The organism is Campylobacter sp. Cr9 (genome assembly GCF_020138295.1).
Lineage (GTDB): Bacteria > Campylobacterota > Campylobacteria > Campylobacterales > Campylobacteraceae > Campylobacter_E.
The window spans coordinates 18,406-33,302 of record NZ_JACGBH010000005.1 but is presented as its reverse complement, the minus strand read 5'-3'; the positions used below and the strand labels follow the sequence as shown (position 1 = coordinate 33,302).

The following is a 14,897-nucleotide window of genomic DNA, read 5'->3' as shown; positions in this document are numbered from 1 at the left end:
TTTAGGAATTAGATCTAAATCAAATCTCTTTTATAAATGCTTTTTAGTTTTCTATCTAGTTTATAGCAAACTTCATAAATTGCTGGAATTGCAAATAAAGTAAGTATTGTAGAGCTTATTAGACCACTAATTACTGCTACTGCCATAGGAGAGTTACTCTCATATCCTGCTCCATGAGAAATAGCTAGTGGAAGCATTGCAAAAATCATTGCTATTGTTGTCATTAAAATAGCTCTTATTCTGCTTTTACCTGCTATTTTTAGAGCATGTTTAACTTCCATTCCATTATCGCATAGTTTGTTAGCAACATCAATTAATAAAATAGCGTTTTTACCAACCATTCCAAATAATAATATTAATGCAACCAACACAAACAATGAGAATGTATTTCCTGTAATAAATAATCCCACGCAAGCTCCAGCAAAAGCAAGTGGCATAGTAATCATAATAACAAGTGGAACGATAAGGCTTTCATAAAGTGCAGCAAGAACTAAATAAATCAAAGTAAATGCCAAAATCATAACAATAGCAAAGCCTATTATTGTTTCTTTTAATAAATCAATAAAGCCTGTAAAGGTATAGCTTACATTTGAATTACCCAAAATCTTATCCATATTACTCTCAAGCTTAGCTTTAACTTCGCCTAAAGAGATTTTATCAGCACCTGCTGTAATTCTTACAGAACGAGTTTTATTAAGTCTATTTATGCTACTACTATCTTTTATAAGCTTAACATTTGCTATGCTTAATAGACTTATTATCCTACCATCCATTGTTTTAATTTGGATTTTTTCTAAGCTTTTTAAATCTTCTTTTTGTGGTTTGCTAAGTTGTAAATAAATATCTTTACTTCCCTTAACATCATCTAAAACTCCAGCATTTACATTCGCAAAAGAAGTTTGAATTACTTGGGCAAGTTCTTGGGTATTTACATTTAGTTTTCTTGCCTTTTCTTTATCTACAAAAACAGCTAAAACATCAGCATAAGCATCAATATCATCAGTAATATCAACAACGCCTTGCAATTCGCTTAAAACATTTTTTGCTCTTCTACTAGCACTAATTAATGAAGCAAAATCATCGCCTAATAATACAAATTGTATAGGCTCATCAACTCCTGCTCCTTCAAATTTAGGTATTTCTAAAACTTTTATTTTTAAATCATCAAATACTAAATCTTTTCTTAGATTTGCTACAACTTCTTTTTGTCTTATATCTCTTTGATTAAGTGGTTTTAGTTTTACATAAATTTTTGCTTTTTTTCTATCTTTTGCATCATCGTATCCTATTAAAACATAAGCAAATTCTACATTTTTATTCTCTTTAATTTTTTTAAGGATATTTAATGATGATTCTTCCATAGCTTCTATTGATAGGTCTTTTTTTGATTCAATTTGCACTTGCAATTCGCTATCATCTTCCATAGGTAAAAAATCAAGTCCTATTTTTGGTGCTAAAGAAAACGAAACAGCACATAAAACAAGGATTATTCCTATAAAAATCTTTTTATAATCTAAAATAGTATCAAGAGTATTTTCATACCAAAGTTCAAGTTTTTGAAAATATATTTCTGTTTTATCGTGGAATTTGCTTTCGTTTGTATTTAAAAATCTAGCACTTATAGTAGGGACTAAAAACACACAAACTAAAAACGAAATAATTACACCAAAAGCAACGCTCATTCCTAAAGCGTTAAAAAATAAGCCCGAAATACTATTCATAAATGAAATCGGAATAAATACGCAAAGTAAAACAACACTAATGCTAAATACCGAAAAGGCAATTTCTTTAATACCAACATAACTAGCCATTAAAGCGTTTTTTTCTGTTTTGATTTTTTTGCTTATGTTTTCTATAACAACGATAGCATCATCTACGAAAATACCTATTGATAGGGTTAAAGCGATTAAAGTTAAACGATTTAAATCATAGCCAAATAAATATATTAAGAAAAAGCTTGATATGATTGAAGTAGGTATTGCAATACTTGCAATGATAGTTGCACTAATATTTCTTAAAAATAAAAATACAATAAAAATTGTTAAAACTACACCCAAACACATATCAAAAACAACTTGCTTTATGTGTTTTAAGATATTTTCTGATTTATCATATACGATTTCAAATTCTATATCTTTATGAAATTCTTTTATACCAACCAAAGCTTTTTTGATATTTTTTACTGCTTCTAAGCTGTTTTGACCTGCTATTTTTTTAAGTTCAAATAATACCCCATTATCGCCTTTAAAATAAGCAAAGCTTTCTTTTGTATTGTAGTCTGTATTAATCTTAGCAACATCTTTTAAAAATACACCTGGACTAACCCTTAATTCTTCTAATTCTTTTATGTTATTTGAATCAAAATATCCTTTTAGAGTTATATTTCTTGATTTATTTTCAATATTGCCTAAATAGCTTTTAAAATTTTGCATTTTGATAAGTTTTAAAATATCTAAAGAATTCAAATGATATTTATTTAACTCATCTAAGTCTAAATCTATTTTTATATTATTTTTTAAAAAACCTATCATTTTAACTTCACCAACGCCTTTTATGCGTTGAAAGTCGTTTTCTAAATCATCTTCAATTATTTGCATTAAAGCATTATCATCTAGCTCTTTTGAAGATACGAAAATACTCATAACAGCACCAGCATCACTTGATACTTTTTCTACACTTGGAGTAAATTCTAATTTCATTTTTGATATTTTTTCACGAATATCATTTACTGCTATTTCAAGGTCTTTTCCTAATTCAAATTCCACAGCAATAACGCTTAAATTATTAAAGCTTTTTGAAGTAATTCTTTTTATTTGGCTAACGCCTGAGATTTGATTTTCTATCTTTTTTGTAACTTGAGATTCTACATAGCTTAAATCAGCATTTGCAAATGTAGTGATTTTTACTAAAGGAATATCTACACTAGGATATAAGTTAATTGGCATTGTAAAAATTGAAATAACTCCAAATATTAACAAGCCTAAAAACGCCATTAATATCGTAATCGGTCTATTTATCGCTAACTTTAACATTTATTTACCTGTAATTATATAGCCTTCACCAAATGAGCCTATTTTTAAATCTTTTGCTAAAACCTCAGCATAAACCTTTCTAGTTTTTACATCTATGCTAGGATAAACTTTACTTATTTTTCCGCTTGTTTTTAATCCATCAATTATATACTCGTAAGTATCTCCTACTTTTACTTCATTTATATATTTTTCATCAAAACTTAAAAGTAATTTAACATCAGGATAAGAATCAAGTATAAAAAGTGCTTGAACAGGACTTGCTACACCTTCGCCTAATTCTATTAGTTTTGCAGTTATTAAGCCATTAAATGGAGCTTTAAGCTTTTTTTGAGAGATTATAGTTTCATATTTTTTACTAGCCATATTAGCTGATTTTAATCTTTGTTCTGCTTCGTTTTGCTTAAAGTTAATCTCATCTAAGGTTTGTTCGTTTAGAACTGATTTTACTTGCTGGTATCTTTGCTGTGTGCTTGTAGCTAGTTTTAATGCTTTGCTTGCTAGGGTTTGTTGCACTCTTGCTTCTTCTAAACCAACTAATTCTAAGTTATGATCTAGCTCTAATAAAACATCTCCTTTTTTTACATATTGTCCAATTTCTACATTTATTTTATTTACAATACCAAGTGCTTGCATTGATAATTTTGCACTTTTTTGAGCTACTACATCAAAACTTGCATAAATTTGTTCAGCATATAAATTAAAAGCTATAAATAAAAATAATAATTTTTTCAAATTAACTCCTATAAATCAATAACAAAATCGCTAATTTTTAAACCTTTATTATACAAAAGTTCTGCTTTTGTTATTTCTAATTTTGCCTTAACAAAGCTAAGCTTTGCTAAAGCACCTTGAGAACTCTCTAAAGCGTTTAAATATTCTACATAACCAACAAGTCCAGCTTCATATTTTTTAGCAATACTGCTAAAAGCAAGTTCGCTAGCTTGCAATACTTTTTCATTTGCAATTATTTCTTCTTTTAAATTATCAATTTTTAAATTTAATAATTTTTCTTTTTCACTAGCATTTTTTTTACTAAACATATAAAGCTCTTTAGCAGAAAGCGAAGCAAGTTTAGCGCTCTCATAAGCTTTTTTATCAGCTCCAAAAGCAAAAATATTCCAAGAAAATCCTATAAATAATACATTTGAAAACATTTTATCTTTTACTCTTGAAGTAAATGTGCTATTAAAAGGTGTATAAAATGTATATCCTATATTATTTTTGCTAAGTCCTGTGATATTTTTAGCAAAAATTATAGGCTTAAAACCCGCTAAAGATAATTCCTTATTTAATTCCCCCATTTCATCTTTTAAGGCACTAATTCTTACATCGTAAGAATTGTTTTCTTTATCATTTAAAAGAACTGCACTTCCTTTTAAAGGTTTATAATGTTCGTTTGTAATTAGATAAATATTACTTAAAATTTCATCTTTTTGATAATTTAAATTTTGTAATTCGTTTTTTACCAATTCAAGTTTTGCTCTAAAAATTTCTAATTCATCATCAGGTCTTAAGCCTACTTGATTTAATTTTTCTAATCTATTTAAACTAGCTTTTAAATATTCAATATGCTTATTTTTATATTCAATATTTTGAGCTAGTGCTAAGTAAGAATAATATAAACTTACTAATTTTAATTCTAGTTCATTTTTTATTTTTTCTTCTTCTAATTTGTTTAACTCATAATCTTTTTTGCTTAATTTTATATTTTGCTCTCTTTTGCCATCATATATTAAAGCATCAATGGCAACACTAGCACTTAATATATTGTTTGGATTTACTAAGTATTTATCCAAATCAAAAGAAACAAAGCCACCTTGTAAGCTAACGCTTGGGTAATATTTGTATTTTATGCTCTCAAAGGTTTTTTCTTTGCTTTGTGTTTCGTAATTTTTAGCTTTTAGTTGCTCGTTGTTTTCTATGCTTTTTAGCATAAGTTGTAAATTACCAGCACAAAGTGCGCAAGACATTAGTAAAGATAAAGATAATTTTTTCATATTTTTTCCTAAGTAAAACTTTTAACCAAATTGCCTATTAATAGATTCCAACCATCAACTAATACAAATATTAGTATTTTAAATGGTAAGGATATCATTACAGGTGGCAACATCATCATACCCATAGCCATAAGAACTGATGATACAACCATATCAATCACTAAAAACGGCAAGTATAATAAAAACCCTATCTCAAATGCAGTTTTTAACTCACTTATCATAAAAGCAGGAACTAAAGTAACCAAGCTTACATCATCTATGCTTTTAGGATTTTCTAGATTTCTTAAGCGATAAAATAGTGCTAAATCTTTTTCCCTTGTATTTTTTAGCATAAATTCTTTAAATGGTTTTACGCTAAGAGCAAATGCTTCTTCATATCCAATTTGCTCTTCTAAATAAGGCTTTATTCCTATTTCATAAGACTTACTTGCTGCTGGTTGCATTATAAAAAATGTAATAACAAGTGCAAGCGAGATTAAAATCGTATTTGGTGGCATAGCTTGAGTTCCCATTGCCTGTCTCATAAATGAAAACACGATAATAAGCCTTAAAAACGAAGTGCAAACAAATATTATGCTAGGTGCAAGTGCTAGTATCGTTAGAACTATTACTACATTTAGCGTTGTTACTAGTTGGCTTGGGCTTTCGGGTGCGCTTAGATTTAGATTTAGCGTTGGCACACTAAGTGGTGCTTCAGCATAAATTAACACTGAAAATAAGCATAATAGCAGTAATTTTTTCACCGATTTCCTTAAAGAGTTTTTAAAAATATTATCCAAAACTTGCTAACATTTTCTTAAAATCAAAAGGAAAAATATGAAAAAAAGTGTTGTTATTTTAGCAGCTGGGTTTGGAACTAGAATGAATTCAAATCTTGCAAAGCCTTTGCATACAATTTGTGGAAAATCTTTAATAAAAATCATCGTTGAAAATGCTTTAAAATTAGCAGATGATGTAACGCTAATACTTCATCATCAAGCCAAAAATTTAAAAGAGCATTTAAAAGACTTTAATAATCTAAATTACATCTATCAAGATATGACAAATCATAAAGGAACAGGCGGAGCTTTAATTTCTTATGAGCCAAAAAATGATGAGGTTTTAATCTTAAATGCTGATATGCCATTAATTACACTAAAAAGCTTAGAAATAATAGCTAATACAAAAGCAGATATTGTTCTTAGCACTTTTAATAAATTTGAAAAAAATGCTTATGGAAGAGTAATTAAAGAAAATAACAAAATCACAAAAATAGTAGAGACAAAAGACGCAAATGATGAAGAGCTAAAATGCACATTATGTAATGCAGGAATATATAAAATGAGTAAAAATGTATTAAAAACATATATTCCAAAGCTAAATAATAACAACGCTCAAAAAGAATACTACATAACAGATGTTATAAAAATGGCAATTGATGATGGCTTAATGCTTAGTGAATGTGTATTTGATGAGCTTGAGTTTTTAGGAATTAATAATAAGCTAGATTTAGAACTAGCTGAGAGTATTATGCAAGATAGAATTAAAAATGAGCTTTTAATAAATGGCGTTATTATGCATAATAAATCAAGTATTTTTATTGAACTTGATTGTGAGATTAGTAATGATTGTGAGATTGAAAGCAGTGTTGTTATTAAAGCTAATTCTAAGATTAAAAACTCAAAAATATTAGCAAATAGTGTTATAGAAAATAGCATAATAGAAAACTCAAGCATAGGACCAATGGCAAGAATTCGTCCAAAATGCGTTATAAAAGAAAGCAAAATCGGTAATTTCGTAGAATGTAAAAATGCAAAACTTGAAGATGTAAAAGCAGGGCATTTAGCGTATTTAGGTGATTGCGAGATTAGTAGTGGGGTAAATATTGGCTGTGGTGTAATTATTTGTAATTACGATGGAAAGGCTAAGCATATAAGCAAAATCGGTAAAAATGTTTTCGTAGGCTCAAATGCAAATCTAATAGCGCCTATTAATATTCCTGATGATACTTTAATTGCAGCAGGTAGCACAATAAGTAATAAAGATGCTAAGAAATTAGTGGCAAAAGATTTATTTTTAGAGCGTAGCAAGGGCGTGATTTTTAATAATTTTAAGGATTTTTAATGAGAGTATTATTATGCGTTAGTGGTAGCATTAGCTTTTATAAAAGCTTTGAGCTTATTTCAATGTTTAAAGAAGCCGATATTAAAGTAAAAGTTTTATTAAGCGATGGGGCTTTAAAGTTTGTAAATCCTATATCTTATGAAGCTTTATGCGAAAGCGTTTTGACAAGTGATAATGAAAGCTGGGAAAATGATAAAAATCATATAGCTTTTTCTAAAGATTGTGATGTTGTGGTTTTTGCACCTGCTAGCGTAAATAGTATAAACAAACTTGCAAATGGTATTTGTGATAATGTATTTTTAAGCACATTGATTGCATCAAATAAACCTTTAATAATAGCACCAGCAGCAAATACTAATATGTATTTATCAAGCCAAACTCAAAAAAGCTTAGAATACCTTAAAAGTTGTGGAGCTAAGATAATTAAGCCTATTTCTAAGACTTTAGCGTGTGGGGAATTTGGAATAGGAGCTTTAGCTAATACAAAAGATATTTTCTTAGCTACTTTAAAAGAGATTTATAAAGATAAATTCTATATAGGAAAAAATATATTAATTACAGGTGGTGGCACTAGAGAAAGCATAGATTTAGTTAGAAATGTAGGAAACTATTCAAGTGGAACTATGTCTGATGCGCTTGCTAAACAAGCTTATTTAAGGGGTGCTAATGTTGTTTATTTAAAAGCTAGATGTGAAGCTATTAATAAAGAAAACTTCACACAATTAAGCTATGATACTAGTGCTGAGCTTTGGGAATTAATGCAAGAATATAAAGAATTTGATTATTTATTTATGTGTGCTGCTGTTAGTGATTTTATTCCGATTAAGCAAGAAACAAAACTAAAAAGAGATGAGTTTAGCGATGAGCTTTGCATTAAAATTAAGCCTAATATAGATTTAGTTGCTAATTATAATTTCACAGGTAAAAAAATAGGCTTTAAGCTTGAATGCGATGAAAAAATAGCTTATGAGAATGCAAAAAAAGCTCTTGTAAATAAGGGTTTAAGTTTGCTATGCCTTAATATTTTAGGAGAACATACTCAATTTGGCTCAAGTAAAAATGAGATATTTTTCTGCGATTATTCGGGCATTAGCGAAGGATTTTATGATACTAAAGAAAACTTATCAAAAATTATCTTTGATAGAGTAAAAGCTGATGTTTAATGATGTTTTGCCGATTAAATTTAAAGTCTTAGACAAGATGATGTTTAATCGCTATAAATTATTAATCGGTAAAAAAGAATTAACAACAAAATCAAGCATAGAGCTTGAGCCAAATACTTATTATTTGGCTGAAATTTATGATAAATTAGTTTTTAAAAATCTTCAAGCTGATAAGGTTTTTGCTTATATTGATTATGATTGTTTTGAGTTATTAAAAATCGCTTTTAGAGATGATTTTAAATATACTCTTATTAATTCTTTACTTCAAACTAATAAAAAAGCTGATTATGATTGCTATAAAACCATGCTTTTTGCATTAAATGAAGATATTTTGTATCTTCCATGCTTACTTGAAAATAAGCCTATTTTAATTGAGTATAGGAAGAAAAAGAATGAATTAGTGATTTATTATGATGTTTTTGCTAAATTAAGTTTAAATTTAAATACCAATAAAATAATAACTAGTTTTTCTAAAGTTAAAGAAATCTGCTTAAATTATTCAAACAATGTGGAAATTTCACCTTATAAAGACGATTTTTTTAGCCTTAGTTTTAAAGGAAAATTATGAATAATTTAAATCATTTAGCCATTATCATGGATGGTAATGGAAGATGGGCTAAAAATCAAGGATTATTAAGAAGTTTCGGTCACAAAGCAGGTGCTAAAACAATAGAAAAATTAGCAAAAGTTTGTATAGAAGAAAATATCAAATCACTTAGCTTGTTTGCATTTTCTACTGAAAACTGGAAAAGACCTAAAGAAGAAGTTGATTTTATTTTTAAACTTTTAAAAGAATACTTAAGCAGTGAATTAAATAATTTTATAGAAAATCAAATTAAATTCGTAAGCTTTGGAGATATTAGCGTTTTAGATGAAGTTACTAAGGAATTGATTTTAGAATTTGAAGAAAAAACTAAAAATAATTCAAGATTAGTTTTTAATCTAGGTATTAATTATGGTGGAAAAGACGAATTAATAAGAGCTTTTAAAAAGCTTAACAATTCTAATGAAGAAATTAATGAAGAAAATTTAACTAAGCATTTAGATATTAAAGAAGATGTTGATTTGCTCATTAGAACAGGTGGGCATTTTAGGATTTCAAATTTCTTGCTTTGGCAATGTGCTTATGCTGAGTTTGTTTTTACCCCTACGCTTTTTCCTGATTTTAGCGATACAGAATTAAGAAAAATAATAAATGATTTTAGAATTTGTAAAAGGAATTTCGGTGGAGTTTGATATATTAATATTTGTTTTTGGGCTTGTTTTTGGCTCGTTTTTAAATGTGCTTATTTTAAGATTACCAGAAAATAAAAGCTTATTTTATCCGCCAAGCTCTTGTAGCACTTGCAATAATAAACTTAAGTTTTATCATAATATTCCTGTTATTTCTTGGCTTGTGCTTGGTGGCAAATGTGGATTTTGCAAAAGTAAAATTAGTATTCAATATCCATTAATTGAGCTTATTGTTGGCTTTATTTTTTTATATACTATTGATGTTTATTCGCTTGAAGCTTTTATTTATTCAATATTTTTAGCACTTAGCTTTTCTTTACTTTTTGCACTTTGTATTATTGATGTTCGTTATTTAGCAGTTCCTAGCTTTACGCTTATGCTTACGCTTATTTTTGCATTAATTTATACTCATTCACTAGATAGCTTTAAAAATGCATTGTTGTTTGCAGGTGGAGCGTATTTGTTAAAAGCTTTAATTGAAAGTATTATGAATATCAAGGCAAAAAGTGAAGAAGAATGCGTTCAAGTAATGGGAGAAGCTGATATTGAGATAATGGCTTTAATAGGTGCTTTATTAGGCGTTTTAGAAGGCTTTGTTGCGATATTTTTAGGAGCTTTAGTATCTTTGCCCGTGTTTATGTATTTAAGACTTAAAGGCAAAGAAAACATTCAAGTTCCATTTATTCCGTTTTTAAGCATTGGACTTGCTATTGCTTGGTTTTTCCCAACTATAAGTGAATTTTGCTTAGATTATGTAAGATGATTAAGAAGTATTTATTTAGACAATTTATAGGTTCGTTTTTATCAATATTTTTAACTTTATTTTTAGTAAGTTCAATTATTGTTCTTTTTCAAATAGCAAAAATTACTTCATATATTGAATTAAGCCTTTATGAATTGTTTAAATTATATTCTTTAATGAGCGTAAAACTCATTCTTTTTACAATACCTATAAGCTTTTTTATAACCTGCTTTATGTGTGTTTTAAGACTATCTAAAGAAAATGAAATAATTATGCTTTTTTCTTTAGGATATTCGCCTAGAAAAATCTCTAATTTTTTTAGTATTTTAGCTCTTTTTGTAAGCTCTGTTTTATTAGTAATTAGCATTGTTTTTATGCCACTTAGCTTTTCATTGTATGATAATTTTATTGATTATAAAAGAGCTTTTTCTAAGATAAATCTTAAAAATAATAATTTCGGACAAAAGATAGGAAATTATATTTATTTTGCTAATGAGTCTAAAGATGGCGGATATGAAGATATTATTTTGTATTCTTATAAGGGTGCTAACGAGCAAATCCTAATCGCAAAAAATGGCAAAATCACAAACGAAGATAATAAAATATCATTTTTATTAGAAAATGTAACTTTATATAATTTTAAGCAAAATTTAGAAATTGCAAAGATAAAAAACCTTAATTTTAGCACCTTAATTAATTCAACGATTACTGATATAAAATCTTTTAAAGAATACTGGAAAGATTACAAAAGCCCTTCAAAATCAAAAGAATTAGTAATTTATGTAATGCTTAGCTTACTACCGATTGCAAGCGTTCATTTTGCCTTAGCATTTAGCATAATTAGCTCAAGATATGAAAAAAGTCATGAATATTTGGCTATGCTTGTGTTTTTGATAATTTATCTTGTTCCTATGATGCTGTTTTTAAATTATCATTTTTATACGATTGTTATTACATTTAGCATAGCGTTTTTTATCTCAAAACTTTGTTTTAGAAAGAAAATCCTTAGTAGGTATTAATGTATTCAAGCTTAAAATTATTTAATAAAAATTTCATAGTTTTAAGAGATGATTTATTAGGCGAAATTAATGGGAATAAAGCTAGAAAATTAGATTTTTTAAAAGATGTTCGCTTACCATATAAGCATTTAATCTCTTATGGTTCAAGTCAATCAAACGCAATGCAAGCAATAGCCCTTTTTGCTAATAAAAACAATTATAAATTTTCTTTTGTAGTTGCTAGAAAATGTGAAATTACCGGTAATTTAAAAGATGCCATAGATAATAATGCAATAATTTATTATGCTAATAATCCTTTAGAATTCGCAAGAACTTTGCATAAAAATGATAATGAAAGCTTTTTAATTAGCGAAGGTGTTTGTGAAGATTATGCAAGATTTGGTTTTCATAAAATGGCAAAAGAAATAAATGCCTTAGCAAAAGATATTGATTTTGATGTATTTTTGCCTAGCGGAACATATACAAGTGCAATTTATCTTGAAAAATATCTAAATAAGCTTAATCCTAATATTAGAGTTTTTACTACAAGTTGCGTTAGTGCAGATGAATATTTTATAAAGCAAATTAATAAATTAAATCCTAATTCAAATCTAAAATTATTAAAAACTGCTAAAAAATATCATTTTGCGCATTTATACGAAGAGCTTTTTATTATGCTTATGAATATTGATGAGCTTAAGTTTGATTTGCTTTATGATGGGGTTGGGCTTAAGGCTATTTATGAAAATCTTGATGATTTTAAAGAAAATATTTTATATATTCATCAAGGCGGTTTAATAGGTTCAAATACTCTAAAAGAACGCTATTTAAGAAAATATAAATTGACATAATTCCTATTTCAAATTCTCATAATTTTTCAAAGAATTTGAAATAGGAATTTCAAAAAAGAAATTCCTAAAAATTATTATAAAAACTTCACAAAGCCGTTAATTATAATAGCATTTACAATATCTACTAAAAATCCACCCATAATAGGCACTACAATGAATGCGATTTTGCAAGGTCCGAAGTGATTAGTTACAGCTTGTAAGTTTGCAATCGCTGTTGGAGTTGCTCCCATACCAAAGCCACAATGCCCTGCAACAAGACAAGCAGCTGCGTAGTTTTTGCCACATATTACAAAGGTTACATATCTTACATAAATAATAATTGCTATTGTTTGAATTATTAATAACACGCTAATCGGAACTGCTAGTTTTATAAGCTCAACGATATTTAAAGTCATAATTGACATTGCTAAAAATAATGATAAAGCAACGTTTCCGATAACGCCTACTTCTCTATCAAAAACTTTATGAATATTAAGCGAGCTAAAGCCGTTTCTAATAATAATTCCAGCAAATAAGCACCAAACGAAAGTTGGCATACTATCTAAGAAGCTTAATACACTATTAGACTCCATAGTTACTGCACCAGTTACTTTATCAACTACTTCATGTATAGTGATTTTATTTAAAAAATTACATAAATAATCAATAGTATTTCCTATTACTAAAGCAAGTGCGATTAGGCTTAAGCTTGTAATAAAACTATCACTTGTTATTAATCTTACTTTTTGTGGGCTTGTGAACGCTTCATCGCTTGAGGTTTCACTGCTTTCTATTTCATCGCTTTTTAGATTAAATTTCTTTACCAAATAGTTTGCCATAGGACCACCTATAAGACCACCAGCAATAAGTCCATATGTTGCACATGCCATTGCTATATCGGTTGCTTGAGAGAAATTATAAGGGCTTGCTTGAAATGTAGCACCCCATGCTGCACCTGTTCCATGCCCACCACTTAGAGTAATTGAGCCACCTAGTAAGCCTATTAAAGGATTTTCACCCATAGCTTTCATTACAGCTACTCCGATACCATTTTGAACTATTAGTAAAACAAAAACAGCAATAGCAAAAGTGATTAATAAACTACCACCTTTTTTAATGCTATTAAAATCAGCACTAAGCCCAACCGTAGCATAAAACGCTAGTAAAAGCGGAGTTTTGATATCTTCTGCAAACTTAATAGTAAAATTAGCATAATAGCTAGACAAAAATAAGATAAATGCAACGATAATACCGCCAGTTACAGGCTCAGGAATATCGTAGTTTTTTAAGAATTTTGAGTATTTAGTAATCACTCTTCCTAAAATTAAAACTAGCATAATACAAATAAATGTGCTATAAAAATTAAGCTCAAGTATGCTAGAACCATTATCATTGCTAATAAGTTTAGCAATGCCATAATTTATTGTGTTCATAAGCTCTCCTTTTTATTAAGTTTTTTATTTTGTCTTAAAAGATTAAATTTGTTACAAATATAAGCAAAGTAATTTATTAAAATGTGTAAATTTGTAATCAAAACTATTTTAATCTTAAGGATATTATAAATTTCAAAGAATTTGAAATAGGAATTACAAATTTTGATTTAGTTTAAAAACACTATAAATCTTTATAATAATAAAAACTAAAAAGGATTAAAAATGAATATTGTTTTTAGTATTTTGTATTTTTTGGCTATATTTTTTACTAATGCAAACATTCTTTTAAGAGTAATAAAATTAAATACTTTTAATAAAATTAGAAAATTAATTGTAGCTTTGTTTTCTTTGATATTTGCACTTGAGATAAATATTTTAAGTGATATAAATTTAGTAAAAGAGCTTTTGTTTTATACTTTGATTTTGCTTATTTTTAGCACTTTGGTTTTTTTAATTTTAATGAGTTTTCAATATCTTAAAAATAAGCAGATTTATTCAATAGATTTTGCTAAAAATATTGATATTTGGGAGATTGTAATATTTATTCCGTTATTTTGCATATTTTTAAGCAAGATTAGTTTTGAGCTTTCTATCGTTTATACTTTTTTAGCCTTTTTCTTCTTTTATAAAGTATGCAAAAATGCTATCAAAACTCCTAAAATTAAGAATATTACACTAAGCAATAATAAGCTTAAAAATAATCTTAAAATAGCCCTAATAGCAGATATTCATCTAAAAAGAAATCTAAATGATGATTTTTTTAAAAAAATCGTAGATAGAATAAACGAACAAAAGCCTGATTTAGTAGCAATTTCTGGGGATTTAATTGATGGCTCTATTAAAGATATTAAATGCCTTCATTATTTAAATGATTTAAGCTCAACTTATGGCACTTTTTATGTCTTAGGCAATCATGAATATTATCACGGAGTTGCAAGCATAGTAGAAGAATTAAAAAAATATAATATAAATATTTTAGATAATAAAAGCATAGAATTTAATGATTTTGTAATCTCAGGTGTAAATGATTTGATGGGAAATAAGCTAAATACCTTTAAGCCTGATATAAACGCCTTAAAGCCAAACTCTTTAAAGGCAAATATTTTGCTAACTCATCAGCCAAAATTCGTAAAATTGCATGATGTAAGCTCGTATGATTTGATTCTAGCAGGTCATACTCATGCAGGGCAGATTTTCCCATTTAGCTTAGCTGTAAAGCTTGAGCAAGGATTTTTATATGGATATTATGAAAAATACAAAATATATGTAACAAGTGGAGCAGGTTTTTGGGGAGTTGTTGCAAGACTAATTGCAAAAAGTGAGATAGTGATGATTAATTTAACGAGCAAAGAGTAATCATTATTAC

General features: G+C 27.7%; 13 protein-coding genes. 8 read left to right on the top strand and 5 right to left on the bottom strand.

Features of this window, described 5'->3' with window-relative positions; genetic code table 11:
• Positions 1–14 precede the first annotated feature (14 nt).
• From AVANS14531_RS03400 to fliP, 4 genes are read right to left on the bottom strand one after another with little or no spacing between them, the layout of a single operon-like run.
• Positions 15–3,032: an efflux RND transporter permease subunit gene (locus AVANS14531_RS03400; protein ID WP_336611335.1), complete on the bottom strand. Its 3,018-nt coding sequence runs from the start codon at positions 3,030–3,032 to the stop codon at positions 15–17.
• Positions 3,033–3,764, bottom strand: coding sequence for an efflux RND transporter periplasmic adaptor subunit (locus tag AVANS14531_RS03395; RefSeq protein WP_336611334.1), 732 nt, complete (start codon positions 3,762–3,764; stop codon positions 3,033–3,035).
• 8 nt (positions 3,765–3,772) lie between these two features.
• Positions 3,773–5,029: a TolC family protein gene (locus AVANS14531_RS03390; RefSeq protein ID WP_336611333.1), complete on the bottom strand. Its 1,257-nt coding sequence runs from the start codon at positions 5,027–5,029 to the stop codon at positions 3,773–3,775.
• Positions 5,030–5,037: 8 nt separating this feature from the next.
• A complete protein-coding gene (fliP, locus tag AVANS14531_RS03385) occupies positions 5,038–5,772 on the bottom strand; it encodes a flagellar type III secretion system pore protein FliP (RefSeq protein ID WP_336611332.1) in 735 nt (244 codons plus the stop codon).
• A gap of 73 nt (positions 5,773–5,845) precedes the next feature.
• Here fliP and glmU point away from each other — a divergent pair, with 73 nt between their 5' ends.
• From glmU to AVANS14531_RS03350, 7 genes are read left to right on the top strand one after another with little or no spacing between them, the layout of a single operon-like run.
• Positions 5,846–7,132 carry a bifunctional UDP-N-acetylglucosamine diphosphorylase/glucosamine-1-phosphate N-acetyltransferase GlmU gene (gene glmU, locus AVANS14531_RS03380; RefSeq protein WP_336611331.1) on the top strand — a complete coding sequence of 429 codons (1,287 nt, stop codon included), beginning with the start codon at positions 5,846–5,848 and terminating at the stop codon, positions 7,130–7,132.
• Positions 7,132–8,295, top strand: coding sequence for a bifunctional phosphopantothenoylcysteine decarboxylase/phosphopantothenate--cysteine ligase CoaBC (gene coaBC, locus AVANS14531_RS03375; protein ID WP_336611330.1), 1,164 nt, complete (start codon positions 7,132–7,134; stop codon positions 8,293–8,295). The genes glmU and coaBC overlap by 1 nt, the downstream gene beginning before the upstream one ends.
• Entirely contained in the window at positions 8,288–8,863 is a 576-nt protein-coding gene (locus AVANS14531_RS03370; RefSeq protein WP_336611329.1) for a hypothetical protein, read from the top strand. The genes coaBC and AVANS14531_RS03370 overlap by 8 nt, the downstream gene beginning before the upstream one ends.
• Positions 8,860–9,531 carry a polyprenyl diphosphate synthase gene (gene uppS, locus AVANS14531_RS03365; RefSeq protein WP_336611328.1) on the top strand — a complete coding sequence of 224 codons (672 nt, stop codon included), beginning with the start codon at positions 8,860–8,862 and terminating at the stop codon, positions 9,529–9,531. Before AVANS14531_RS03370 ends, uppS begins: the two co-directional genes overlap by 4 nt.
• Positions 9,521–10,291 (top strand): prepilin peptidase, encoded by a 771-nt coding sequence (locus AVANS14531_RS03360; RefSeq protein WP_336611327.1) that lies wholly within the window; start codon positions 9,521–9,523, stop codon positions 10,289–10,291. Before uppS ends, AVANS14531_RS03360 begins: the two co-directional genes overlap by 11 nt.
• Positions 10,270–11,289, top strand: coding sequence for an LptF/LptG family permease (locus AVANS14531_RS03355; RefSeq protein WP_336611326.1), 1,020 nt, complete (start codon positions 10,270–10,272; stop codon positions 11,287–11,289). Before AVANS14531_RS03360 ends, AVANS14531_RS03355 begins: the two co-directional genes overlap by 22 nt.
• The gene (locus AVANS14531_RS03350) at positions 11,289–12,119 is read left to right on the top strand and encodes a 1-aminocyclopropane-1-carboxylate deaminase (RefSeq protein ID WP_336611325.1); all 831 of its coding nucleotides are present in this window, start codon (positions 11,289–11,291) and stop codon (positions 12,117–12,119) included. Before AVANS14531_RS03355 ends, AVANS14531_RS03350 begins: the two co-directional genes overlap by 1 nt.
• A 74-nt stretch (positions 12,120–12,193) precedes the next feature.
• Here the strand turns inward: AVANS14531_RS03350 and AVANS14531_RS03345 are convergent, their stop codons facing one another.
• Positions 12,194–13,531: a sodium/glutamate symporter gene (locus AVANS14531_RS03345; protein ID WP_336611324.1), complete on the bottom strand. Its 1,338-nt coding sequence runs from the start codon at positions 13,529–13,531 to the stop codon at positions 12,194–12,196.
• A gap of 222 nt (positions 13,532–13,753) precedes the next feature.
• Between AVANS14531_RS03345 and AVANS14531_RS03340 the strand changes: the two genes are divergently transcribed.
• The gene (locus AVANS14531_RS03340; RefSeq protein WP_336611323.1) at positions 13,754–14,887 is read left to right on the top strand and encodes a metallophosphoesterase; all 1,134 of its coding nucleotides are present in this window, start codon (positions 13,754–13,756) and stop codon (positions 14,885–14,887) included.
• Positions 14,888–14,897 lie beyond the last annotated feature (10 nt).

What these genes read in the sequence shown, in the direction of transcription:
- AVANS14531_RS03340 (WP_336611323.1), top strand. Translation starts at nt 13,754, where the DNA reads ATGAATATTGTTTTTAGTATTTTGTATTTTTTGGCTATATTTTTTACT.
- AVANS14531_RS03390 (WP_336611333.1), bottom strand. Translation starts at nt 5,029, where the DNA reads ATGAAAAAATTATCTTTATCTTTACTAATGTCTTGCGCACTTTGTGCT.
- coaBC (WP_336611330.1), top strand. Translation starts at nt 7,132, where the DNA reads ATGAGAGTATTATTATGCGTTAGTGGTAGCATTAGCTTTTATAAAAGC.
- uppS (WP_336611328.1), top strand. Translation starts at nt 8,860, where the DNA reads ATGAATAATTTAAATCATTTAGCCATTATCATGGATGGTAATGGAAGA.
- AVANS14531_RS03400 (WP_336611335.1), bottom strand. Translation starts at nt 3,032, where the DNA reads ATGTTAAAGTTAGCGATAAATAGACCGATTACGATATTAATGGCGTTT.
- AVANS14531_RS03345 (WP_336611324.1), bottom strand. Translation starts at nt 13,531, where the DNA reads ATGAACACAATAAATTATGGCATTGCTAAACTTATTAGCAATGATAAT.
- glmU (WP_336611331.1), top strand. Translation starts at nt 5,846, where the DNA reads ATGAAAAAAAGTGTTGTTATTTTAGCAGCTGGGTTTGGAACTAGAATG.
- AVANS14531_RS03350 (WP_336611325.1), top strand. Translation starts at nt 11,289, where the DNA reads ATGTATTCAAGCTTAAAATTATTTAATAAAAATTTCATAGTTTTAAGA.
- AVANS14531_RS03370 (WP_336611329.1), top strand. Translation starts at nt 8,288, where the DNA reads ATGTTTAATGATGTTTTGCCGATTAAATTTAAAGTCTTAGACAAGATG.